Origin of the sequence: Pseudodesulfovibrio senegalensis (genome assembly GCF_008830225.1) — a bacterium.
Taxonomy (GTDB): Bacteria; Desulfobacterota; Desulfovibrionia; order Desulfovibrionales; family Desulfovibrionaceae; genus Pseudodesulfovibrio; species Pseudodesulfovibrio senegalensis.
This window is the reverse complement of sequence record NZ_WAIE01000005.1, coordinates 173,762-196,683: the sequence shown is the minus strand read 5'-3', so window position 1 is coordinate 196,683 and position 22,922 is coordinate 173,762. Positions and strand designations below refer to the sequence as shown.

The window sequence follows — 22,922 nt, the reverse complement described above, 5'->3', positions numbered from 1 at the left end:
AGGGATTCCCGGTCTTTCCGGGTGATATTCTTTTTCCGGACGTTCATGTTTCGGACGGTTTCGGCCCTGTAACCACATCTAGCAACTGTAAGGAGATACGGATGACCGCTATCCCCATGGTCATTGAAACGACCGGGCGCAGCGAACGCGCGTATGACATTTATTCAAGACTGCTCAAAGATAGGATCATTCTTCTTGGCAGTGCCATTGATGATCACATTTCGAGTCTGATTTGCGCCCAGCTGCTTTTTCTGGAGTCCGAGGACCCGGAAAAGGAAATTTACATGTATATCAATTCTCCGGGTGGTGTGGTCACTGCCGGTCTGGCCATATACGACACCATGCAGTACATATCCGCCCCCGTAGCCACCTTGTGCCTCGGACAGGCGGCCAGCATGGGCGCCTTGCTGCTCGCGGCAGGCGAGGCTGGAATGCGGTATGCCTTGCCGCACAGCAGGATCATGATTCACCAGCCGCTGGGTGGCACGCAGGGGCAGGCCACGGACATAAGCATCCATGCCAAGGAAATCCTGCGCCAGCGTGAAGCACTGAATAATATACTGGTCAAGCATACCGGGCAGAAGGTATCCAAGATAGAGAAAGATACGGAACGCGATTTCTTCATGGGATCGAAAGAGGCCGTGAAGTATGGCATCGTGGACAAGGTCATGGAGTCCAGAGACGATGTCGTGGACAAGGATTAAGGGTTGAAAAAGTATGTCCAATGAAAAGACGTTGACTTCGGAATTGTGCTGTTCTTTCTGCGGAAAGAAACAGGCGGAAGTGCAGCGCCTCATAGCCGGACCGGATGTGTACATCTGTGACGAATGCGTAGGCCTGTGCAACGACATAATGGCGCAGGAGACCGTGAACGAGGAGTTCGAGGACGGCCGCCTGTTGCCACCGGAAGAAATCAAGGCTCTGCTTGACGAGTATGTCATCGGCCAGGAACATCCCAAGAAGATTCTTTCCGTGGCCGTGTATACGCACTACAAGCGTATTTTCTACTCGCAGGCAAGCAGCGGACAGGACGATGTGGAGATCGACAAGAGCAATATCTTGCTCGTCGGCCCCACCGGATCGGGCAAGACCCTGTTGGCCCAGACTCTGGCCCGGGTGCTCAAGGTGCCGTTTGCCATTGCGGACGCCACTACGCTGACCGAGGCCGGATACGTGGGCGAGGATGTGGAGAACATTCTCGTGCAGTTGCTGCAGAATGCGGACTACGACATTGATTCGGCCTGCCGTGGTATTATCTACATCGATGAGATCGACAAGATCGCCCGCAAAGGGGACAGCCCGTCCATCACACGCGACGTTTCGGGTGAAGGCGTTCAGCAGGCCCTGCTCAAGATCATCGAGGGCACGGAAGCGAGCATTCCTCCCAAGGGGGGGCGCAAGCATCCGCAGCAGGAATTCATCCGCATGGATACTTCGAATATCCTGTTCATTCTCGGCGGTGCGTTCATTGGTCTGGATCAGATTGTCCAGCAGCGCATGCAGGGATCGGGAATGGGCTTTGCTGCCAAGGTCGAGACCAAGAAGGATTGTCAGATGAGCCATTTGTTGACGCAATCCGAGCCCAACGACCTCATCAAGTTCGGCCTGATTCCTGAATTCGTGGGCCGTATCCCGGTCATGACCGCCCTTGAGGAGTTGACCGAGGACGACCTCGTGCGCATCCTTCAGGAGCCCAAGAATGCTCTTGTCGCACAGTACGAAAAGCTTTTCGAGCTGGACAAGGTCCAATTGCGTTTCACCGAGAATGCGTTGCGCTCCATCGCCAAAAAGGCCATCGAGCGCAAGACTGGTGCGCGTGGACTTCGCAATGTCCTTGAAACCATCATGCTCGACATAATGTACAAGCTGCCTTCCATGGAAAACGTGAAGGAGTGCGTGGTCAATACAGCTGTTGTCGAAAAGGGCATGGAGCCTTTGCTCATATATCATCAGGAAATAAAGAGCGCCTAGTGTCAGTAATCAGAGGGCCCGGCGCATGCCGGGTCCTTTTTTTATCTGCCGGGTTTGACAACACCGCCAGCGGTATTACTTAATTTGAACCATTTCGGTTCGCCTGCGGCGGACACCGAATTCACGCTAACACGGGAGGAACTTTATGCCGACCTTTGGTTTTGACGGCAAAAATTCTCCGGATCATATCGAACTTCCCATGATGTCCCTGCGGGAAGTTGTCATGTTTCCACGGTCCATTGCCCCCTTGTTTGTTGGCCGGGAGGCCTCCATCAAGGCCATTGAGACGGCCATTGCGGACTATGACAAGCATATATTCTTGGTTACCCAGATGAATCCGGAAAAGGAACGTCCTGAAGCGGACGATCTTTTCCAGTACGGAACTGTCAGCAAGATTTTGCAGATGTTGCGGCTTCCCGATGGAACCATCAAGGTTCTTTTTGAGGGACTGTACAGGGCCAAATGGGAAAAAGGCGCCAAGGGGTTCGGTTATGAGCTGGGCGAGGATGAATATCCGCGCGCAACAGTGACACGGCTTGACGAGGGCGATGAAGAAACCCCGGAAGGGGCTGCCCTGATTCGCTCTGTGCAGGAAGCCCTTGAGGAATTTGGCAAGGTCAACAAGAAGTTGGCTCCCGAAGCCGTTTTGGCCATGTCCTCGCTCAAGAAACCGGGGCAGCTTGCTGATTCGGTCATGCCGCATCTCAAGGTTGAATTTCGGCGCAAGCAGGAAATTCTTGAGATGTTCGACCCGGTGGAGCGGCTGGAAAAGGTCTACGAGCTTCTGCTTGGTGAAATCGAGATCGTATCGGTCGAGAAACGCATCAAGGGTCGCGTCAAGGACCAGATGGAAAAGAACCAGCGCGAGTACTATCTCAACGAGCAGATGAAGGCCATCAGCAAGGAGATGGGGCGCGAGGATGATCCTGCCTCCGAGGCTCATGAGTTGGAGGAACAACTCGAAGCCAAGGAAATGTCCGAAGAGCACAAGGATCGGGTCAGGAAAGAGATCAAGAAGATGCGTCAGACCCCGCCGAGTTCCGCGGAGTATACGGTCGTACGCAATTACATCGACTGGATTCTCGACCTTCCCTGGGGCGTGATCAAGCCTACGGATACCAGTATTGAAAAGGCCAGGAAGGTGCTCGACGAAGACCATTACGGACTGGAAAAACCCAAAGAGCGCATTCTTGAATATATGGCCGTGGAAAGTCTTGTGGACAAGCTGCGCGGTCCTATCTTGTGTCTTGTCGGCCCTCCGGGCGTGGGTAAGACCTCCATTGCGCGTTCCATAGCACGCGCCATGGATCGGGAATTTGTACGCCTTTCGTTGGGCGGCGTGCGTGATGAGGCCGAAATTCGCGGCCACCGCAGAACCTATGTGGGCGCAATGCCCGGCAAGATCGTCCAGTCTCTCAAGCGTTGCGAATTCAACAACCCGGTCATGTGTCTGGACGAAGTGGACAAGATGAGCGCGGATTTCCGAGGCGATCCTTCCTCGGCTCTGCTTGAGGTGTTGGACCCGGAACAGAACTATGCGTTTGCCGATCACTATCTGGATCTGGATTATGATCTTTCCAAGATATTCTTCATCACCACGGCCAACTCGCTGCAGTCCATCCCGTTGCCGTTGCAGGACCGTATGGAAATCATCCGGCTGCCCGGTTATCTTGAAACCGAAAAGCTGAAAATTGCCCGCAATTTCCTGCTGCCCAAGCAGTTGGAAATGCATGGGCTCAACGATGCCAACCTGAATCTTTCGGACAATGCGATCATGGATATTGTCCGTTATTATACCAAAGAAGCCGGTGTCAGAAGCCTTGAACGCGAACTGGCTGCCATCTGCCGCAAGTCCGCTATGAAGATCGTGGAACAGGACGATCGTGAAAAGGCTGTGACCGTGAGCAAACAGAGCCTGAACAGTTTTCTTGGCGTGCCGCAGTATCGCTACGGCGAACGCGAGGAACAGGCGCTTGTGGGAGTCAGCACCGGACTTGCCTGGACCCAGATGGGCGGCGAGTTGCTGATGGTCGAGGTTGCGCTCATGCCCGGCAAGGGCAAGGTGCAGATCACCGGCAAGCTCGGGGACGTCATGCAGGAGTCGGCCCGGGCTGCCATGTCCTACATCCGCTCCCGTTCGGATCATTTCGGCCTGCGTCCCGATTTCCATCAGGAAGTGGACATCCATGTGCATGTTCCCGAAGGAGCCACGCCCAAGGACGGCCCCAGTGCGGGCATCACGTTGGCCTCGGCCATCACGTCGGCATTGCTCAATGTGCCTGTGCGCAATGATCTGGCCATGACTGGTGAGATAACCCTGCGCGGCAGGGTGTTGCCCATTGGCGGTCTCAGGGAAAAGTTGCTTGCGGCGCATCGCGGCCTGATCAAGACCGTACTGATTCCTCAGGACAACAAGAAGGATCTGAAGGAAGTGCCGAACGCCATCCTCAAGGATTTGGAGATTATTCCCGTTGGCACCATGGATCAGGTTTTGGAGCATGCTCTGGATTGCAGTGGCGGGGAAAAACTGTTCTGCGGCAGGAACAACGTGGCCCCGGTGGCCAACGGTTTGCTCAAGGACGAATACCGCAAGCAGGCCCATCAATAGGGTGGACGACAAGCCAAACAAAAGGCCGGACGGCAATGCGCTGTCCGGCCTTTTGTATTTGGTGCCGTCTTAGATTTTCATGTCTTTGAGTATCTGTGACGAAATCGATGTTATCGAAATATCAATGGTGTTGTTGGCAAAAGCTCCGAGGACCTGTCCCATTGCGCCTCCTTGGGTAACGCTGCAGTTTTTCGGAAGCGATATCGCGGACAGTTGAACCTGTTTCAGATATTCGGATTCGGCAAAAAGCGTTTTTTTCTTTTTTTCTTCGTCTTTGTCTTGGGTCGGCATTTTGTCCAGAACCTGGGAGTTGGACTGGGACATTTTCATGCCGGTCAGGTTTTCAATTTCTTTTTCGATCCTGCGAATATTGGATTTTTGTTCCCGTGTGGGAGGCGTGTCCGCTGAAGCCAACATCTGCGTGAGCATGTCCTTCAGTTGTTCGAGCTTTTCTTTTTCCTCTTCGCTCAATTCCTTTTGGACAGGCAGGGAGTTGATGGTTTCCTGCTTTTTTTCTTCTTCTGTCTTTTCCGGCCCCTGAACGCCGTATCCGTTCTTGTCGAAATTCCATGAAAGTCCGCGTGCCATGCGCAGCGGGAGATTATTGGAAGTTGTGCCGATATCGTTCATTATCGTTTGCCTCCGGGAAAAATAGTCCATCGTATATCGCAAGCAAAAAACAGGCCGGGAATATTGTTCCGGGATGGGCGGTCGCGCATGAAAAAAGGCCGGGATGACAGCGTCATCCCGGCCTTTCGGAGCTTGTTCGGTTTATTGCAGCTTTGAAGTGATGTTGTTTTTGATCCAGTGTGCGTCCCACCATTCTATGGGTTGGACCGGCGTGCCGGAGAGGATGACTCCGTAGTGCAGGTGGTCTCCTCCCGCAAGGCCGGATGTGCCGGTACGGCCGATTATCTGGCCTTTGGATACATTGTCGTTCTGGGCGACTGCAATGCTGCTCAAATGTGCATAGAGCGTTTGAAGGCCCAGGCCGTGGTCGATAATCACGCAGTTGCCGTAGATTCCATGGAAGTCTGCAAAAACGACGATTCCTTCATTGGCCGCTGGAACCTTGGCCTGTCGAATGCTGGCGAGGTCTATGCCGAGATGTGTCTGGTGGTCGACCTTTTTGCCCTTGTAATAATAGTCGCGTTGATCGGCGAACCTGGCGCGGTTGGCCGCGTTGGGGAGGCGGACGAATGCTCCTTTCCAGAGTATTTCATCAGCCGTATCCAGTCCCAGTTGAACCAGCTGGGCGCGGTTCATGGTCCGAACCTTGTTGTTGATGGTCAGGTACTGTTCAAGCGGACTGCCGTTGCCGATGTCATAGCGGCTGAACTCCGGGACCGTGCGTTCCATGAATGCGTCGGACAGGTTGATGCGGTCCGCACGGAAATGGCGCGCATTGGCGTGGTAGGGAAAACCGCGGGAGGCGGTATTGCCTGCCTTGTCCGCAACAGTGATCAAAGGCTTGAACGCGGCGGGGGGAGTATCCCAGGGCATGGCGAAAAGACAGTAGTATACGTTCTTGTCGCCTTCGGCGGCCTGTCGATAGGCCGGGAAAAAGCGTTTGCCTACCTGTATGCCGGCCTTTTCCACATTCTCTGAGAGAGCAAAGGCCACGAGCCCCGAGCCACCCTGATTGATGTTTGTCGTATGGGTCATCACGTAGATTTTGGGCGGCTTGCTGTCCAGTGTGAAGCTTTTGGAAATACTGCTTTTACCAGCTCTGCCGAAAGGATACAGGGAATTATCCCGGGAGGAAACCCGGATGGTGAAGGGACCGTCGGGGATCACGCCTTTTTTGAGGGTGAAGTTTTCCTGGACTTCCTGAGTGGTCCTTGATGGCTTTTGCGAAAAGATCGGGATGGTGTTGTTGCCGCTGATGAGAACGGCTTCAACGTTTTTGATGCCGGAAAACGAGTCTTGCACCGTAACGGTGAATTTTGTGGCAAGGCCGACGGTTTCGGATTCGGGCTGAATGGTGATGGCTGGCGGTGTGGTGTCACGGAAGAGCATGAAGCAGCCGACGCCCATCACGGCCAGCACCAGAACGCTGATGATTATACTGAATGGAAATGATTTCTTTTCTTTTTTCATGCGCAGGCATTCCTTGTTGGTCGTGTTGATTTGTCTAGAGAATTTCTACACTGATATGGAATGATGCACAAGGACGGAAGCGCGCCCGAACGGGAGCGCTTTGAAGGTGGGAGGAAAGCTGTTCAGTCGTTTTCGTTCAGGGCTTCCATGAGATTGATGGTCAATTTGAGGAAGTCCGCCTCTGTCAGAATTCCCACAAGTTCGCTGCCTTCCAGGACCGGCATGCAGCCGAACTTGTTGTTCAGCAGGGTCTCGGCAGCTTCGCGGATGGAATCGTCCGGCGCCAGCGTTGCTGTCTGGGTGGACATTATTTCCCGCAAAGGGATTCCGGCATCAATTTCCCGCTGGGTTTCCTGATCCAGATCCGCGAGTTGGGATATGGTTGCCGAAAGCATGTCTCGGTGGGAGGTCAGGCCCACGTAGTTTCCCTGCATGTCCACAATGGGTACATGGCGAATTCTGTAACGGTCCATGAGTTCGCGGGCGTCAAATAGGGAGTCGTTTTCTTTGAGCGATTGTACCGGGGTGGACATCCAATCCTTGACCTTGAACATGGGCTTTCTCCTCAAATGATTTCCGATGATATATAATTGGACAATCGTATCGGCATGTCAAGAACGACCCGGTATTGGCGGACCGTGCGATTCGGTTGACTTGGCGACGTTTTTCTGGTCTGCATCTGCAAACATATTGCAGGGTAGGGAGTTTTGATGGTCGATCCCAAGCGATTGCGGGATAAAATGGTTCGGGAACAGCTGGAGCGGAGAGGGATTCGGGACGAACGCGTCCTGAACGCCATGCGCATATTGCCGCGGCACCTCTTTGTGCAGGACGCTCTTGCGGCCAAGGCATATACGGATGCTCCACTGCCCATAGGCGAGGGGCAGACCATTTCGCAGCCCTACGTTGTTGCCCTTATGTCCGAGGCTCTGGAGCTGCAGCCCGGAATGAAGGTGCTCGAAATCGGCACCGGCTCCGGGTATCAGGCCGCGGTTCTGGCTGAAATGGGAGCCGAGGTCTATACGGTGGAGCGCATTCGCAAGCTGTTTTTTGCTGCACGCAAGCGCTTTGTGGATATGCGCATGTTCAGTGTCAAGCTCAAGTTGGACGATGGAACCATGGGATGGAAGGACGAGGCTCCGTTTGACCGGATTATCGTTACGGCCGGAGGGCCGGAAGTCCCCGGACCTCTGGTGGACCAGTTGTCCGATGATGGGCGGTTGATCATCCCCGTGGGTGGGACGCGTCGTTCCCAGAGGCTGGTCGTGGTTACAAAGCAGGGCGGTGTGGTTTCGGAGTCGGATATGGGGGGAGTGACGTTCGTCGATCTGGTCGGCACCCATGGCTGGGAAAACGCACGTACTGGAGAATAGATTGCCGCGTTCCACGTTGTCCATACGAAGCGCCTGGGCGCAAAGTCCCGGCCCGAAAGATGCCGCAAGTGCAGCAAGACTTTCCCTGAAAGGGTTTGGCATGGGTGTTGCCGACATCATCCCCGGTGTTTCAGGCGGTACCATTGCCTTCATAACCGGAATCTATGACCAGTTGGTTGACGCGATCCGTTCCGTCGATATGAACGGGGGCCGCAAATTGATCGGATTGGACATTGCCGGTTTCATTGAGCACGTTCATTGCCGTTTTTTATTTTTTTTGCTCATGGGAATCGGGGTTGCCATCGTAAGCATGGCCCGGGTCATGAATCATCTCATGACCGCATATCCCGTTCCCGTGTGGTCTCTCTTTTTCGGCCTGATAGCCGCTTCCTCCATTGTGGTCGGTCGCAAGGTTGAGCGTTTTACCGCAGCCAATGCCGCATTTTGTCTTGTCGGGCTTGCCGCCGGGTTTTCGCTGGTGGGCATGATTCCCGTACATACCCCGGAAACATTGTGGTTCCTGTTTCTCTGCGGGGCCATAGCCATATGTGCCATGATTCTGCCCGGCATAAGCGGTGCATTCATACTGCTCATGCTCGGCAAGTATGAATTTGTAACGGCTGCGCTCAAGAATCCCTTTGTGTGGAGCAACCTTGAAGTCATTCTCGTATTTCTTGGTGGGGCCTGCATAGGCATTGTTGTCTTTTCCCGGCTGCTGCATTATCTTCTGAGCCGTTGGCATGGTGCGACGGTCAGCGTGCTGACCGGGCTCATGCTTGGCGCCATGCGAAAAGTGTGGCCATGGAAAGAAGTTCTCGAGTCCGTCATGGTCAGGGGCAAGGAGCACGTACTGCGTGCGCAGAATGTGCTTCCCGACCTGAACGGAGATTTGTGGGCAGCGCTGGCCTTGATGGCCTTCGGAGCCGCTGTCGTCTTTTTTTTGGATCGCGTTTCACGTCATTCGTGAAACTGTCGCATGCCAACTAACGTCTAAAGGACATGAAGGTGATACCGTGAGTTCCAATTGTTCCTCCTGCTCCAGCGGGGGCGGTAGCGATAAACACACCGATGCCAAGCTCAAGATTCAGGATGAGTTGATCTCGTCCACTCTTGCGGGCATCGGGCACAAGATATTCGTCATGAGCGGCAAGGGCGGCGTGGGCAAGAGTTCCGTTACCGTGAACCTCGCGGCAGCCCTTGCTTCGCGCGGCTTCAAGGTGGGGATTCTCGACGTGGATATTCATGGCCCCAGCGTGCCGACGCTGCTCGGCATTCATGGCATCCTTGATGTTGATCGCGGCTCCCTGATGATGCCCAAGCAGTACAGTGAAAATCTGTCGGTGCTCTCCATGGAGTCGTTGCTCAAGGATCCGGATCAGGCCGTACTCTGGCGCGGTCCCATGAAGACTTCGGCCATCCGTCAGTTCATTTCCGACGTGCAATGGGGCGAGCTGGATTTTCTGCTTGTGGATTCTCCCCCGGGCACCGGCGATGAGCCCATGACCGTTCTGAAGACCATTCCCGATGCCTTGTGCGTGGTTGTGACCACCCCGCAGGAAGTCTCTCTGTCCGATGTGCGCAAGTCCATCAACTTCCTCCAGTACGCCAACGCCAACATCCTCGGCGTTGTGGAGAACATGAGCGGTCTTGTGTGCCCGCACTGTCACAAGTCCATAGATCTTTTCAAGAAGGGTGGTGGACGCGATCTTGCCGACAAGTACGGTCTGGAGTTTCTGGGCGAGATTCCCCTTGATCCGGCCACGGTCATTGCCGGCGACATGGGAACACCCGTGGTGCTTCTCGATGAAGAGTCCTTTGCAAAGGATGCGTTTCTCAAATTGAGCGACAAGGTTGCCGAAGCTGCGCACAGCAGTCTCGAGGCGGCGGCCACAACGCACGGCTAGGTTATTATGAAACGGGAAATATTGAATTTACCCAATACGTTGACGTTAACGCGCATATTTGCTGCTCCCATCATCGTGGGGCTGTTGTACCTTGAACTGTTTCTGCACTGGCGTTTTGGCTCCTATCTGGCCGCCATCGTTTTCATGCTGGCTTCGGCCACGGATATGTTCGACGGCATGATCGCCCGGCAGCAGAATCTCATTACCAATCTGGGGAAATTCCTCGATCCGCTTGCGGACAAGCTGCTCATCTGTTCCGTACTGATCATGTTGGTTCGTATGGGCGCGGAGTGGCGCGTTCCCGCGTGGGTGGTCATCATCATTGTGGCCCGTGAGATCGTGGTTACCGGAATGCGTGCCATTGCCGCGGAAAAGGGCGACGTCATTGCCGCAGATCGTTTCGGCAAGCTCAAGACCATTGTGCAGAGTCTTTGCCTTGCTCCCCTGCTGTGGCATTATCCGCTGTTTGGTATCAGCATGGCGCTGGTGGGACAGGTGCTTTTGTACGTGGCCCTGTTGCTCACGGTTTTCTCCGGGGGAAATTATCTGTACAATTTCTACAAAAATTGGTTAATGAATGAGGAATGTTGAAGCGACGGAGTGAGTCATGACCCAAAGCGGCGCCGCTAGCCATATGGTTCGCATTGCGAACTGCCTCCAGACCATACTGGAACTTGAGCCCGAGCTTGAGAAGCTTGAGCTGGGCAGTTCTTTGCTTGACGAATTTGCGGTGCTGAAGTCGTTTCTTGAAAAATTGGATAAGGTGGAAGTGAGCGAAGAGGACGTGTGCCGTATTGAGCAGGCCACAGCCAATTTCCTTGAAGAATTGAAGGGGCCTTTGGCTGGCGGCGATGGTGAAGACGGCCCGGGCCGGCGACTGCAGTGAGAGGTCCGATGATAGGAAAGCGCGTTCTGTTGGCTTTGCTGATCCTTATCAATCTTTTTTTGTTTTGTCGGTTGATCTGGAGCGGACAGGGGTTGTTCGCTTATCTGGAACTTAAGGATCGTCATGAGGTTCTGCAACGGCAGATCGAAGACCTGGACGCCAGAAGCCTTGACTTGAGCAAGGAGATCATTCGACTGAAAAGCGACAGGGCCTATCAGGAAAAAATCATTCGCGACCGGATGAATTTCGTAAAAAAAGACGAGATTCTTTATCTTTTCCCGGAAAACGGTGACGCAAGCATTGGAGATGAAGTGGATGGACAAGAAAATTGAGTGGTATCAGGAGGTCTTGTCCCTTGAACCCGGCTCGAAGGTTTTCTTCCCGCTGGCTCAATTGTTTGTGGACACCGGGCATTTGGAAGACGCCGTTGTCACGCTTGTGCAGGGGCTGGACAGACATCCCGACTTTCTCGAGGCGAGAATGCTTCTGGTGCAGGTCCTGTCGGACCTCGGACGGGAGAATGAAGTCCATGATCATCTTGAACGCGTTGTCGCGCCGCTTTCCTCATATCCTGCCTTCTGGCGGGCGTGGGCCAAGAGCCTGCCTGAAGACAGGCGTGACGTAGCCGTTTTTTTGATGCTGGTAGCCTCCAATCTCTCCGGCGAGGAGATCGGCTGGACCGATGTCGTCTTTGAGGGCATGTCCTCGCTTTCGGATAGGCTTGTGGGAGAACCGCTTCCGGCTCCGAGCAAGGCCGCGTCCCGACCGGCTCCGCTGCGCGTGTTGGCCCGGGATGCCTTTGGTCAGGAAAATGAGCAGGGCGCAGATTCTGCCGGAGCTGTGGATGGCAAATCCGGAAACCTGCGAACACGCACGATGGCCGATCTTCTTGCCTCGCAGGGAGATGTGTCAGGTGCAATTGCCATATATGAAGAATTGTTGAAAAGTCGTCCGGTCGAGGAACATCCCATTTTGCAGGGACGGCTCGACGAATTGCGTGGTCATGCGACAGAAGCCCCTGAATCTTCCGAATCGGAAGACCCGTTCGGGGTTCATGCCAAGAACCGGCTTATCGGAACGCTGGAAACGTTGGCTGCCCGTTTTGAGGCCCGGGTCCGGTCCTGACATCCGTTTTTATGATAACTCACAGTCGCGTTTTTTGCGGCTGATATAGGATTTGATAGTACATGACACGGTTTTTTTCTTTGCTGTTGCTTCTTGTTCTGCTGACCGGGTGTCATACCTGGACCCGGACCGGCCGCTACATCAAGAGTCAGTGGGAGCCGGTTCGCGAGTATGTAGACCCTGAGGCGGAGATAGATACGGATGCGTACAGGCTTGATGACCCCAATTTTGAGAAATTGGCTCGTCTTATTACACCTGTGGACGCGCCCCTTCTGCAATTGACTCGGTTCATCGCCGACCGGGATACGGTGCCTGATGACGAGTGGTTCAGCCTGCTCATGGCCCGTTTCCCCTGGCTGGATCGCGCTTTTTACACGGATGCTGAAGGTAACATTTTGGACCAGCGTCCGGCCGTTCCCCTTAAACGGTTCAGCAAACCACTGGTTTTTATCGGTCAATGGCGAAAGATTTTTCTTGAAACCGTGGCGGATTACCCGGAACTGGGCCCCGAACTGTATGTGGGAACACCATATTTCGAGGATACGGATTTCAAGGGGCTGATTGTGGCCGGTTTTGACCCCCGAACAGTGATTCGCTTCAGCCCGAACCCTGAGGAATTGATCATAATTCATCCTGGCGGCGGCGTATGGAACTCTGGTGCTGAGGTGGATGAGGCCGGAATTCTTGACCAGCCGTGGGAAGAATTGCTGGAAGACGACGTCACTGGACAGGTCAAGGTGGGCGATACCTACTATACTTGGCTTGCACGGTTTATCGGCGAAGACGAATACGTATACGCCACCAAGAGCGTTGACCCCGATTACTAGCAGGAACCGTATGGTTCCCTTGCGTCGTGAGCACGGCGTGATTGCCCAAGGAGAAGGCGTTGCCACAACAAGTTACGGTTACCGAACACATCATCCTGCACCAGAACATGGTGCCAAAGGCCACCGGTCAATTCACCCGGTTGTTCAATGAAATCGTCCTTTCCGCGAAAATCATTTCACGTCAGGTCAACAAGGCCGGCCTTGTTGACGTTCTTGGTTTTACCGGAGACACCAACGTGCAGGGCGAAGAGGTCAAAAAACTGGACGAGTACGCCAACCGGATTCTCATCCATCGTTTGGCCCGGTCCGGTGTCCTCTGTGCCATGGCCTCCGAAGAAAATGCCGATATCATCGAAATTCCTCACGGCCTGCCCCAGGGCGGCTACATTATCATTTTTGATCCTTTGGACGGGTCTTCCAACATTGACGTGAACGTCAACATCGGAACCATTTTTTCCATTTATCGCCGGGTGAGCCCGTCGTCGGAACCACTCATGACTTCGGACGTTCTCCAGCCGGGCGTTGAGCAGGTGGCTGCCGGATACATCCTGTACGGTTCGTCCACCATGCTCGTGTTTACCACGGGAACCGGTGTCCACGGCTTTACGCTGGACCCGGGGGTGGGAGAATTCCTTTTGTCTCATCCCAATATCCGCATTCCCGAGCAGGGCAAAATATACTCCGTCAACGAGGGCTACTCCCAGTATTGGGATGAGCCCACGCGGGAAGTGGTCAATTATTTCAAGTCGTCGGAGAATAATCATAAAAAGCCGTACAGCGCCCGTTACATCGGGTCGCTGGTCGCTGATTTTCATCGCAACCTTTTGTATGGCGGAATTTTCCTGTATCCGGCAGACCTGCGGGACCCCAAAAAACCAGCTGGCAAACTGCGTCTTTTGTGCGAGGCCAACCCTATGGCCATGCTCGTGGAGCAGGCCGGCGGCATGGCCATCGACGGCCATAAACGCATTTTGGAGATAGATCCCGATCATCTGCATCAGCGCGTTCCCCTGTTCATCGGTTCACGTGATGACGTGAAAAAGGTGCAGCAGATCTATGCAAAATATAATTCGCCCGGTCTCTGATGCTGTGTCTTGGTATTGAAACTTCCTGCGATGAAACAGCCGTCGCTCTTGTTCGTGACGGTCGCCTTGTGGGGCAGAAGCTAGCCACGCAAATTGATGTGCACGCAGTCTTTGGCGGCGTGGTTCCTGAGATAGCCTCCCGTGAGCATTTGCGCGTGCTGCCCACCCTGTTTCGCGAGCTTATGGAAGAGAGCGGCCATGCGCCTGAAGATATTGATGCCGTGGCTGTTGCCCGTGGCCCGGGGTTGCTTGGAGCACTGCTCATCGGCGTGAGTTTTGCCAAGGCGTTGAGCTTGTCCTGCAATGCCCGTCTCGTCGGGGTCAATCATCTCTGGGCACACCTGCTTGCCCCTGGCTTGGAGCGTTCTCTGCCGTTTCCGGCCTTGGGGTTGCTCGTTTCAGGAGGGCATACACATACCTATCGCATCGATTCGCCCGTGGAGTTCGAGCTGTTGGGCAAGACTCTGGATGACGCGGCAGGTGAAGCCTTTGATAAGGTCGCCAAGACATTGAATTTCCCATATCCCGGGGGAAAGCACGTGGATGAATTGGCCCAAGAGACCGAACCGGACAGAAAACTTTTTCCACGAGCGTTCATCGACAATCCCAGCCTTGATTTCAGTTTCAGCGGGTTGAAGACGGCCGTAGCGGTCCACGTGCAGAAACATCCCGAGGTCGTGTTGCCCCGCATGGACGATGTTGATGGAGCATCGGCTTTGGGCGCGCTTTTACCGGATGCCCGTGAGCATGTTGCGCGGATTTGCGCTTCCTTCAACTGGAGTGTTGCGGATACGTTGCGCATCAAAGTGGAGCGGGCATTGAAAAAAACGGGTCACATGAAGGGCCTGGTGGTTGCAGGGGGAGTCGCAGCAAACACCATGATCCGTGAAACCATGGCCGATTTGGCGCAGCGATATGGACTCGATTTGGTTTTGCCCGGTCCAGCCCTTTGCACGGATAACGCCTCCATGATAGCCTACTCTGGTTGGCTTATGGCCGAATTGGGGTTGCAGCATGATCTGAATCTCGAGGCCGTGCCGAGAGGACGGGTAGTGCCTATGGACTGGCATACTCGAAAAGCCGGTTGACAAATGCAGGTGTTCGCCTTGACAGTATGAATGGGCGACACTATTTTTAGTAACTTGGTTGATTGTAAGCGTTCGGACCGTCCTGTTGGGCGAAACACCGGATGCAGTGGCGGTTTGAACCGCCGAATCTTATTGCTACAAGGAGAATGCGCATGGCTACGCAAGTGACTGACAGCAACTTTGAAGCTGAAGTTTTGAATAGCGATATCCCCGTCTTGATTGATTTCTGGGCACCCTGGTGTGGCCCGTGTCGTGCCATGGGACCTGTCATTGACGAGCTTTCCGCAGAATACGAAGGCAAAGTGAAGATTCTCAAGATGAATGTGGACGAAAGTTCCGCTACTCCCGGGAAGTATGGCATCCGTGCCATCCCCACCCTGATTCTGTTTAAGGACGGAGAGGTCTTGGATCAAAGCACCGGCGCTGTGTCCAAGAGCAGCATCAAGGAAATGATCGAGAAGAAAGCTCTGTAAGATGAATACATACGACGCTGTTGTCATAGGGGGCGGGCCGGCAGGAATGACGGCTGCCCTTTATCTTTTGCGGGCCGGGGTCAAGGTGCTCATGATTGAAAAGATGGCCCCGGGCGGACAGGTCCTGATGACCGAGGAAATCGAGAATTATCCCGGTTTTCCGGAGCCGCTGAAAGGGTACGAGCTTGCCGACAAGCTCGCTGCCCATCTTGATCTGTATCCCCATGACAAGATCATGGATGAGGTCCGCGAGATTCGTGTGGGCAATCCCGTCCATGAGATTGAGGTGGGGGATCAGGTCGTGGGAGCCAAGAGCATTGTGCTTGCAACCGGTGCCCGCTATCGCAACCTCGGCATACCGGGGGAGCAACGTCTTGTGGGTCGCGGCGTATCGTACTGCGCTCTCTGCGACGGCAACTTCTTCAGGGATCGCACCGTCGCTGTTGTGGGCGGGGGCAATTCGGCCCTTGAGGAAGCCTTGTATCTGGCTCGCCTGGTCAAGAAGCTCTATCTCATCCATCGGCGCGATGATTTTCGGGGTGCGCTCTGTTATCAGGACAAATGTTTTACCAACGACAAGATTGAAATCCTGCGTAGCACGGTCGTTGATGAAATCGTGGGGGCGGAAGACGTTGAATCCCTCGCTTTGTCCAACACCAAGACCGGAGAGAAATCCAGCCTTGAAGTGGATGGAGTTTTCATCTTTGTCGGCTTCGAACCTGTGGTGAACTTTGTTCCCGGCGAGGTGGAGATGGAATCCAACGGAATCGTCACGGACGTGGAGATGCGGACCAATGTGCCCGGTATTTTTGCGGCCGGAGATATTCGTGCCAAATTGTGCCGACAGGTGGCCACTGCGGTAGGTGATGGAGCCACTGCAGCCACATCCGCGTTTGCATATCTGGAACAACTGTCCGAATAACGCTTGAGGTTGATTTGAGGCAATTTGCAGCAGCCATAGTGCTTTTTCTTGTGGTGGCCGGTGCATCCGGTTGCGGATTTATCGATTACTACTTTTTGCCGCCCCCGGAAGATACCGCTCAGGAACTCTGGGAAGCCGGCATGGATGCCATGAAGGACAAGGACTACCTGAATGCTCAGGATTACTTTGTTAAGCTCAAGGACAAGTTCCCGTTCAGCCCCTATTCCCTGAAAGGGGAAATAGCCCTTGCTGACGCTTACTACCTTGACAAAAAATATCTTGAAGCCCTTGATGCCTACAAGGAATTCGAGGCCATGCATCCTTCCAACGAGAATATACCCTATGTCCTGTTTCAGGTAGGGATGTCCAATTTCAACATGTTCAAGGGCATTGACCGCAGGCAGGACAACATCAAGGAAGGCTTGGAGTATTTCTACCGCGTGGAGCAGTCCTTTCCTGACTCCGAATATGCCGCACAGGCTCGCGACTACATTCTCAAGAGCCGTCGGATTCTGGCGGAGCACGAGTTGTACGTTGCCGACTTCTATTGGCGTACGGATAGATACGGCCCTGCGTGGAATCGCTACAAGTACGTCGTGGAGAACTTCGCGGACGTGCCGGACTTGCGGGACTACGCCCGGCGAAGAGCGGAATACGCCTACTTCGAATATCAGAAGACCTTGGCCGACGAAGAGCGCATGCGCATTCAGGAAAGCTGGTTGCTATGGCTCAAGAATTGGCTGTAACATTTTGAAAGGCGGCCCCGGAGGCCGCCTTTCACTTATGGACGGCTCATGAACGAATGCATCCCCTCCTGGGTTGAATCCCACCTTGTTGACGATGAACGTTTTGGCAGCGCGTACGCGGCTGTTGCCGACGAAAAACGTGCCATTCTCAAAACCCTGATTTCACGCCTGTGGGACTGGTCCTGCCCAGAGCGGTTCGTCGCGTCCTCACGTGAAAGAATCGGTAAGGACGGCTGGACCGCCGGAGAGGAGCGGAGCCCAGCCGACTGGACTGTTTTTGTCTGCGGGGCAGACCTTGATTCACCGGCCAGACTGCTGGCCGCCATAATTCCCGCCATAGCCGCGGGAGTGCGAGAAATTCTGGTGGTCCGTGACGAGCAATCACCATGGCCAGATTCGCTGTTGGTGGCCTTGGAATTGGCCGGCGTTGAATTGGTCGGCGAGATGCCGTGTGACCGGATGCAGCAACTTCTTTCCCATATGGCTGCAGGTTGCGGGCAGGGGCGGTTGGTGTTGCTCGGTGATGTTGATGCGGAAGTCGACGAAGCGTTGCGCCCCGTGTTTCTGCCTGCCCATGGTGACGGCGTTATCGTGGCCGGATCGGATGTTTTTCCGGATATTTCGCTGCTGCGTTTTGCGCATCCGTCATTGGCCTTGCGCGTATATGGTGATATGCCTGTGCCGGAGGACGACTCGGTTCAGCCGGGTCTGGGCCGTTGGCAGGATGATTGCGCTGCCGTGGCTTTTGTGGACAATTCCCATGTTCAGGAAGCTGCGGGATGTTTTCCCCTTGTTTTTGGTGTCGGCAGTGAATTTTGCTGGGTTTGGCCTTGGTTGCGTCCTGCGTTTTTCATCAATCATTGCGTGTGTTGGACAAACGGAGTGTAGATAGTGAGCAAAACAGGCAAACCTTCTCGACGTCATCTTGAGAATCTCAGGAATATCGGCATCATTGCGCATATCGATGCCGGCAAGACCACGCTTACAGAGCGGATTCTTTATTATTCCAAGAAGATCCATCGCATAGGAGAAGTGCACGACGGCACAGCCACCATGGACTACATGCCCGAGGAGCAGGAGCGGGGCATTACCATCACTTCTGCCGTGACCACCTGCCAATGGGACGGCCGGGTCATCAATATAATCGATACTCCCGGTCATGTTGATTTCACCATCGAGGTGGAACGTTCCCTGCGGGTGCTTGATGGTGCTGTTGGCGTATTTTGCGGCGTGAGCGGAGTGGAGCCTCAGTCGGAAACTGTTTGGCGCCAGAGCGAGCGCTACAACGTGCCCAAGATTGCCTTTGTCAACAAGCTGGACAGGCTCGGCGCGGATTACGAGGCAGTGCTTGCGTCCATGCGAACCAAGTTGGGAGCCAACGTCGTGGCCTTGCAGTATCCGGACGGGCAAGGGCAGGACATGCGCGGCGTTTTTGACCTCGTGGCCATGCAATGTTTTGTTTTTGATGCCGAATCCAAGGGAGAACAGTATCAGGTCCGTGAACTCACAACCGAGGAAGTCGAGCGATTGACTCCCTGGCGGGAACGGCTTGTGGAGGCCGCCGCCGACCAGGATGAGGAATTGCTTGGCCTGTATCTGGAAGGTGAGGATATCCCTCAGGAAAAATTGTGTGCTGCTATCCGGAAAGGCACGCTGCAGTTGCAGATTGTGCCGGTCCTGTGCGGTTCCGCCCTCAAGAATGTGGGCGTGCAACCCGTTATGGATGCCGTGTGCAGGTATCTTCCAAGCCCCCTGGATGTGCCGCCCGCTGTGGGAACTGACCCGCAGACCGGCGTGGAAAAATCTTTTTCCGTGAATGGGGCTGATCCTCTTTCCGCGTTGGTTTTCAAGGTTTCTCTCGATTCAGGGCGAAAGCTTGCGCTCATGCGGTTGTATTCAGGAGGCATTTCGGCCGGGGAGACCGTCTACAACCAGACTCAGGGCAAGGATGAGCGCGTGGCGCGTCTGTTTCGGTTGCACGCGGGCAGAAAGGAAAAACTGGATGCGGCCTATGCTGGCGATATCGTCGGTGCTGCGGGGATGAAATTTGCCCGGACAGGCGATACCCTGTGTCTCAAGGACAACCGGATCGTCCTTGAGGAGATTGATGATTACCGTCCGGTCATTTCCTTGGCCATGGAGCCTCGAAACAGTGAAGAGGCTGACAAGCTAGATGAAGTGCTGCAGAAATATCTTCTTGAGGACCCAACGCTTGAAGTGGGCACGGACGAGGATACCGGGCAGATTATCGTTTCGGGCATGGGTGAATTGCATCTTGAGGTCATTTGCGAGCGCCTCAAGCGCGAATACGGGCTGGAGCCCAGAACCGGCCGCCCACAGGTTGTTTATCAGGAAACCGTGGGCTGCAAGGCTTCGGCTCAAGGGGAATTTGCCCGGGAGTTGGGCGAAACCCTGCATTACGGGCAGGTCTCTCTGGAGGTGGAACCGGCACCGCGGGACTCCGGTCTCGACATCTCTTTTGCCGTGGACCCGGATGTGTGGCCCTCGGTATGGTTGGATGCCGTGAATGAGGGGATTACGGATGCCCTGCAAAGTGGCGTTGTTCGCGGCTACCCGGTGCAGGATGTTCGCGTTCGTGTGTTGGATCTGCAGAAACGGGAAGGGGAATCCAGTGAAGCCGGGTATCGCATGGCTGCTGCCATGGCTGTCCGCTCCGCTCTTGCAGAGGCTGAACCCAAGCTGCTCGAGCCCATCATGTGGGTCGAAATCGGTGTTCCTGAAGAACATGTCGGCGATGTTGTGGGTTTGTTGGGGGCAAAGGGTGCCAAGATTGAAGGAATGACTGACAAAGCCGGACAGAAGGTTGTTGAAGGCCTTGCGCCGCTGGGGAAATTGTTCGGTTTTTCAACGGAGCTTCGTTCTGCCACTCAGGGGCGGGCCGGATTTGTCATGAAGTTTTCCCGTTTCGACATTCTGGAGTAACCATGGGCGAGAGCAAAATGAATGACAGTGCAGCAGAGGGCGGCCTGTGGCTGCGTCTGAAGCGGAGCTCCCGTTACTGGTACCTTCGTGTCCTGCGTCAGAAGTCGACGCCCCGGGAATTGGCCTTTGCTCTGGCCCTCGGTGTTTTTATCGGAGCCATGCCGATTATTCCGTTTCAGTCCGTGGTGGTGATCGCCCTGGCTTTTGTGTTTCGGGTCAACAAGCTCGCTGCGTGGTTGGCAACCTGCTATTCAAATGCGTTCACCATGGCGCCGTTTTACTATTTTCTTTTTCTTGTCGGAGATTTTTTCTTGCCCTTTCAGGGGGTAACCTTCGACCCCTCTCGCTTGGAAATGGCTCAGCTCATCGATTCGGGCTGGCAACTGTTTTCCGTGATTTTTGCCGGCGGACTCATTGTCGGCATTCCGGCAACGTTGCTTACGTATTTTCTGTCTCATTTCATTATACGTCGCTACCGCGAGCGGCGAGCCATTCGTATTCTTCAAAAAAGGTCCTCTTCCAATTAGTCTAATTGCCTTTCTGCTTTTGTAATGCTCTTATTGAAATCCTTGGAGAATCTGAGTAACCAAAAAGAGCATCACAAGAAGCGATATTCTTTCGGTTTTGATGGTGAAAATGCCTGAGAGGGAAACAGCTATGTCTAATCGGTTTGTATATGTGCCTTTGTCCATTGCTTTTTTTGCAGTTTTTATATTTTCGGCTGCCCATTACTTTGGCGGAGGGACAGTACTGTATGCTGCGTTGGTGTGCATCCTCGTTGCGGGGATTGTCGGGGCTTGGCTGTCTGCCCGTTGGTTGCGGAATGTTCGGCTTTTGCTGGAAGACGGGGCCAATTTGCAGGATGTGAACCTTGTTTCAGATCTCCTGAAAGGGACCGGTTTTGAAAGTATTATAGAACCAATTCATTCCTACTATGAGAACAGGCTTGTTGAGGTCGGGTTTTATCGTGATGCGCTCAAGGTCCTGGGTAACCATGTTGTTGTCTGTGACCGGAATGGGAAGATCCTTCTTGCCACTGAGGCTGTTTTGGATTTGTTGGAAAAACCAGTCACTCAGGTCGTTGGTTTCACTGTTGGCCAGGCTTTTTACAACAAGCAGGGAGTATCCATCACCGGCAAGGTGTTGAAGTCCGGTAAACCGTATGACGCCGCGGTTGATCTTGAATTATGGATGGGCAAGACCGTACCCGTCCATATGTTTGTTCGTCCTGTCTTCAACGAGGCTGGGGAGGTATATGGCGTAGTAGCCTCTTTCCTCAGCATGGAAGAGGTGGTCAGGCAGCAGCGCGATATTGAGGCCCAGAAGCAGCAGATGGTTTCCGTGGGGGGCGAAATACGGACTCTGGCCGAACGGGTCGCCTCGGCATCCGAAGAGCTTTCGGCATCTGCCGATGAACAGGCACGTGGGGCGCAGAAGCAGAGCCATCAGACCGATACCGTGGCTACTGCCATGGAGGAAATGACAGCCACGGTCCTGGAAGTTGCGGGCAATGCCTCGGCAACGTCCCGGGCTGCGGACGAAGCGCGTGTTTCGGCGCAATCCGGTGTCGACATGGTTTCCAACGCCGTCGAAGCCATCAATGGGGTTTCCCACTCGGCCGGACAGTTGGCACAGGTGGTTGGTCAATTGGATTCGCAAGCCGAAGAGATTGGTCGTATAATAAGTGTCATCAATGACATAGCTGATCAGACCAACTTGCTTGCCCTGAACGCTGCCATTGAGGCGGCAAGGGCCGGTGAAGCTGGGCGAGGGTTTGCCGTGGTCGCCGACGAAGTGCGGAAACTCGCGGAAAAAACCATGACCGCGACCAAGGAAGTGGAAGAGGCTATTCATACCATCCAAGAACGATCTGCACACGCCATGGAGTCCATGGATCGTACCGAAAAGCAGGTCAACCAGAGTACGGATCTTTCCAATCAGGCCGGCGATGCCTTGCAGCAGATCATGGAGCGCATCGAGGATATGGTTTCCCGGGTGGCCCAGATAGCCACTGCCGCAGAAGAGCAGTCTGCCGCTGCCGAAGAAATCGGGAGCAGCGTTGAGGATATTGCCCTGGTTGCCCGTGAGGCTGACGAGGGAGCCGGGCAGGCTGCCTCTGCCACACGTGATCTTGCGGAGCTCGCACAGGAGTTGCTTTCCGTATCCATGAACTTTCAGGATGCCGAACAAGGAAGCGGCCCCTCTTTCCGTGAATCTGAAGGGGAAATGAAGGGGATTCTGCCCAAGTTGACCCAAGAGTTCGTCAAGAATCAATATGGCAGTGCCGTGTATGAATCCATGCAGAAGGTCATGGGTGATCCCGTGTTCCTGCCTGCCAGCGGGTATCCGGATGCGGTTTTGCAGCAGATGGCCGATTTTGTGGCAGAAGAAACGGGAAGTTCGTCGCGGGAGTTTTTTCTTGATCTTGGCCGATACACCGTCAAGGGTTTTTACAAGATGTATCGACGCTATTTCAAGGACGAAACGCTCAAGGAGTTTTATATGCGCATGAACGATGTGCATAGCCAACTCACCAAGGACGCCCCCGGAATCACGCCGCCGACGTTTACCTATGAGGACAAGGGGGATGAGCTGTTTATGAACTATCGTTCCCGACGCGGGCTGTTCGATTATTTCGAAGGCATTCTGTTGGGTGCTGCGGAGTTCAAGGGTGAACGTGTCGAGATTAAGGTCAAGCCGTTCGACCAGGAAACCGCCCGTGCGGAAATTCGTTTTGTCTCATAATTTTTATTTTTTTTTGAAAATAATAATAACCGGATGGTTGCGTATTCGACAGTATGGGGCTGTATGGTATGACTATCGGCTATCGTTTTGGTCCTGACCTGTTCCAGAGGGAAGCTTGGGGAGCGT

The 22,922-nt window shown here is 54.2% G+C and carries 23 protein-coding genes; 20 read left to right on the top strand and 3 right to left on the bottom strand.

The window, feature by feature from the left end; all coding sequences use genetic code 11:
• The first annotated feature begins 101 nt into the window (after positions 1-101).
• From clpP to lon, 3 genes are all read left to right on the top strand, one after another.
• Positions 102-704 (top strand): ATP-dependent Clp endopeptidase proteolytic subunit ClpP, encoded by a 603-nt coding sequence (gene clpP / locus F8A88_RS12450; RefSeq protein ID WP_151151487.1) that lies wholly within the window; start codon positions 102-104, stop codon positions 702-704.
• A 13-nt stretch (positions 705-717) separates the two neighbouring features.
• A complete protein-coding gene (clpX, locus tag F8A88_RS12445) occupies positions 718-1,971 on the top strand; it encodes an ATP-dependent Clp protease ATP-binding subunit ClpX (protein ID WP_151151486.1) in 1,254 nt (417 codons plus the stop codon).
• Between the two features lie 145 nt (positions 1,972-2,116).
• Complete coding sequence (gene lon / locus F8A88_RS12440) at positions 2,117-4,579, top strand: endopeptidase La (RefSeq protein WP_151151485.1); 2,463 nt, start codon at positions 2,117-2,119, stop codon at positions 4,577-4,579.
• Between the two features lie 69 nt (positions 4,580-4,648).
• Here lon and F8A88_RS12435 read toward each other — a convergent pair whose 3' ends face one another.
• From F8A88_RS12435 to F8A88_RS12425, 3 genes are all read right to left on the bottom strand, one after another.
• Positions 4,649-5,209 (bottom strand): hypothetical protein, encoded by a 561-nt coding sequence (locus tag F8A88_RS12435; protein ID WP_151151484.1) that lies wholly within the window; start codon positions 5,207-5,209, stop codon positions 4,649-4,651.
• Between the two features lie 141 nt (positions 5,210-5,350).
• Positions 5,351-6,679 (bottom strand): M23 family metallopeptidase, encoded by a 1,329-nt coding sequence (locus F8A88_RS12430; RefSeq protein WP_151151483.1) that lies wholly within the window; start codon positions 6,677-6,679, stop codon positions 5,351-5,353.
• A 122-nt stretch (positions 6,680-6,801) separates the two neighbouring features.
• Positions 6,802-7,233, bottom strand: coding sequence for a CBS domain-containing protein (locus tag F8A88_RS12425; protein ID WP_151151482.1), 432 nt, complete (start codon positions 7,231-7,233; stop codon positions 6,802-6,804).
• A gap of 153 nt (positions 7,234-7,386) precedes the next feature.
• On the opposite strand from F8A88_RS12425, the gene F8A88_RS12420 reads away from it, so the two are divergent.
• The 17 genes from F8A88_RS12420 to F8A88_RS12340 all read left to right on the top strand — a co-directional run bounded on the left by F8A88_RS12420 (position 7,387) and on the right by F8A88_RS12340 (position 22,796).
• The gene (locus F8A88_RS12420) at positions 7,387-8,052 is read left to right on the top strand and encodes a protein-L-isoaspartate(D-aspartate) O-methyltransferase (RefSeq protein ID WP_151151481.1); all 666 of its coding nucleotides are present in this window, start codon (positions 7,387-7,389) and stop codon (positions 8,050-8,052) included.
• A 100-nt stretch (positions 8,053-8,152) separates the two neighbouring features.
• Positions 8,153-9,019, top strand: a complete 867-nt coding sequence (locus F8A88_RS12415) for a DUF368 domain-containing protein (protein WP_206666408.1) — start codon at positions 8,153-8,155, stop codon at positions 9,017-9,019.
• 46 nt (positions 9,020-9,065) lie between these two features.
• Positions 9,066-9,956, top strand: coding sequence for an Mrp/NBP35 family ATP-binding protein (locus F8A88_RS12410; RefSeq protein WP_151151479.1), 891 nt, complete (start codon positions 9,066-9,068; stop codon positions 9,954-9,956).
• Between the two features lie 6 nt (positions 9,957-9,962).
• The gene (pgsA, locus tag F8A88_RS12405) at positions 9,963-10,547 is read left to right on the top strand and encodes a CDP-diacylglycerol--glycerol-3-phosphate 3-phosphatidyltransferase (RefSeq protein WP_151151478.1); all 585 of its coding nucleotides are present in this window, start codon (positions 9,963-9,965) and stop codon (positions 10,545-10,547) included.
• Positions 10,548-10,563: 16 nt separating this feature from the next.
• A complete protein-coding gene (locus F8A88_RS12400; RefSeq protein ID WP_151151477.1) occupies positions 10,564-10,842 on the top strand; it encodes a hypothetical protein in 279 nt (92 codons plus the stop codon).
• A gap of 29 nt (positions 10,843-10,871) precedes the next feature.
• A complete protein-coding gene (locus tag F8A88_RS12395; protein WP_421958113.1) occupies positions 10,872-11,174 on the top strand; it encodes an FtsB family cell division protein in 303 nt (100 codons plus the stop codon).
• Entirely contained in the window at positions 11,158-11,967 is an 810-nt protein-coding gene (locus F8A88_RS12390; protein ID WP_151151476.1) for a tetratricopeptide repeat protein, read from the top strand. The genes F8A88_RS12395 and F8A88_RS12390 overlap by 17 nt, the downstream gene beginning before the upstream one ends.
• A gap of 62 nt (positions 11,968-12,029) precedes the next feature.
• A complete protein-coding gene (locus F8A88_RS12385) occupies positions 12,030-12,794 on the top strand; it encodes a hypothetical protein (protein WP_151151475.1) in 765 nt (254 codons plus the stop codon).
• A gap of 59 nt (positions 12,795-12,853) precedes the next feature.
• On the top strand, positions 12,854-13,879 hold the full coding sequence (fbp, locus tag F8A88_RS12380; protein ID WP_151151474.1) for a class 1 fructose-bisphosphatase: 1,026 nt from the start codon (positions 12,854-12,856) through the stop codon (positions 13,877-13,879).
• Positions 13,879-14,967 carry a tRNA (adenosine(37)-N6)-threonylcarbamoyltransferase complex transferase subunit TsaD gene (gene tsaD, locus F8A88_RS12375; protein ID WP_151151473.1) on the top strand — a complete coding sequence of 363 codons (1,089 nt, stop codon included), beginning with the start codon at positions 13,879-13,881 and terminating at the stop codon, positions 14,965-14,967. The genes fbp and tsaD overlap by 1 nt, the downstream gene beginning before the upstream one ends.
• Before the next feature lie 152 nt (positions 14,968-15,119).
• Positions 15,120-15,440: a thioredoxin gene (trxA, locus tag F8A88_RS12370; RefSeq protein WP_151151472.1), complete on the top strand. Its 321-nt coding sequence runs from the start codon at positions 15,120-15,122 to the stop codon at positions 15,438-15,440.
• Between the two features lies 1 nt (position 15,441).
• The gene (gene trxB / locus F8A88_RS12365; protein WP_151151471.1) at positions 15,442-16,362 is read left to right on the top strand and encodes a thioredoxin-disulfide reductase; all 921 of its coding nucleotides are present in this window, start codon (positions 15,442-15,444) and stop codon (positions 16,360-16,362) included.
• 14 nt (positions 16,363-16,376) lie between these two features.
• Positions 16,377-17,108, top strand: a complete 732-nt coding sequence (locus F8A88_RS12360) for an outer membrane protein assembly factor BamD (RefSeq protein ID WP_151151470.1) — start codon at positions 16,377-16,379, stop codon at positions 17,106-17,108.
• Between the two features lie 48 nt (positions 17,109-17,156).
• On the top strand, positions 17,157-17,996 hold the full coding sequence (locus F8A88_RS12355) for a histidinol dehydrogenase (protein ID WP_151151469.1): 840 nt from the start codon (positions 17,157-17,159) through the stop codon (positions 17,994-17,996).
• 3 nt (positions 17,997-17,999) lie between these two features.
• Positions 18,000-20,051, top strand: a complete 2,052-nt coding sequence (gene fusA, locus F8A88_RS12350; protein WP_151151468.1) for an elongation factor G — start codon at positions 18,000-18,002, stop codon at positions 20,049-20,051.
• A gap of 2 nt (positions 20,052-20,053) precedes the next feature.
• Positions 20,054-20,578, top strand: coding sequence for a DUF2062 domain-containing protein (locus F8A88_RS12345; RefSeq protein WP_151151467.1), 525 nt, complete (start codon positions 20,054-20,056; stop codon positions 20,576-20,578).
• 130 nt (positions 20,579-20,708) lie between these two features.
• Complete coding sequence (locus F8A88_RS12340; protein ID WP_151151466.1) at positions 20,709-22,796, top strand: methyl-accepting chemotaxis protein; 2,088 nt, start codon at positions 20,709-20,711, stop codon at positions 22,794-22,796.
• Positions 22,797-22,922: the final 126 nt, after the last annotated feature.

Bases quoted from the DNA above. Each gene is read 5' to 3' on its own strand.
- trxB (WP_151151471.1), top strand. From the start codon at position 15,442: ATGAATACATACGACGCTGTTGTCATAGGGGGCGGGCCGGCAGGAATG.
- F8A88_RS12415 (WP_206666408.1), top strand. From the start codon at position 8,153: ATGGGTGTTGCCGACATCATCCCCGGTGTTTCAGGCGGTACCATTGCC.
- pgsA (WP_151151478.1), top strand. From the start codon at position 9,963: ATGAAACGGGAAATATTGAATTTACCCAATACGTTGACGTTAACGCGC.
- clpX (WP_151151486.1), top strand. From the start codon at position 718: ATGTCCAATGAAAAGACGTTGACTTCGGAATTGTGCTGTTCTTTCTGC.
- F8A88_RS12390 (WP_151151476.1), top strand. From the start codon at position 11,158: ATGGACAAGAAAATTGAGTGGTATCAGGAGGTCTTGTCCCTTGAACCC.
- trxA (WP_151151472.1), top strand. From the start codon at position 15,120: ATGGCTACGCAAGTGACTGACAGCAACTTTGAAGCTGAAGTTTTGAAT.
- F8A88_RS12345 (WP_151151467.1), top strand. From the start codon at position 20,054: ATGGGCGAGAGCAAAATGAATGACAGTGCAGCAGAGGGCGGCCTGTGG.
- F8A88_RS12435 (WP_151151484.1), bottom strand. From the start codon at position 5,209: ATGAACGATATCGGCACAACTTCCAATAATCTCCCGCTGCGCATGGCA.
- F8A88_RS12425 (WP_151151482.1), bottom strand. From the start codon at position 7,233: ATGTTCAAGGTCAAGGATTGGATGTCCACCCCGGTACAATCGCTCAAA.
- F8A88_RS12355 (WP_151151469.1), top strand. From the start codon at position 17,157: ATGAACGAATGCATCCCCTCCTGGGTTGAATCCCACCTTGTTGACGAT.
- F8A88_RS12340 (WP_151151466.1), top strand. From the start codon at position 20,709: ATGTCTAATCGGTTTGTATATGTGCCTTTGTCCATTGCTTTTTTTGCA.
- F8A88_RS12385 (WP_151151475.1), top strand. From the start codon at position 12,030: ATGACACGGTTTTTTTCTTTGCTGTTGCTTCTTGTTCTGCTGACCGGG.
- F8A88_RS12400 (WP_151151477.1), top strand. From the start codon at position 10,564: ATGACCCAAAGCGGCGCCGCTAGCCATATGGTTCGCATTGCGAACTGC.
- lon (WP_151151485.1), top strand. From the start codon at position 2,117: ATGCCGACCTTTGGTTTTGACGGCAAAAATTCTCCGGATCATATCGAA.
- clpP (WP_151151487.1), top strand. From the start codon at position 102: ATGACCGCTATCCCCATGGTCATTGAAACGACCGGGCGCAGCGAACGC.
- tsaD (WP_151151473.1), top strand. From the start codon at position 13,879: ATGCTGTGTCTTGGTATTGAAACTTCCTGCGATGAAACAGCCGTCGCT.
- F8A88_RS12430 (WP_151151483.1), bottom strand. From the start codon at position 6,679: ATGAAAAAAGAAAAGAAATCATTTCCATTCAGTATAATCATCAGCGTT.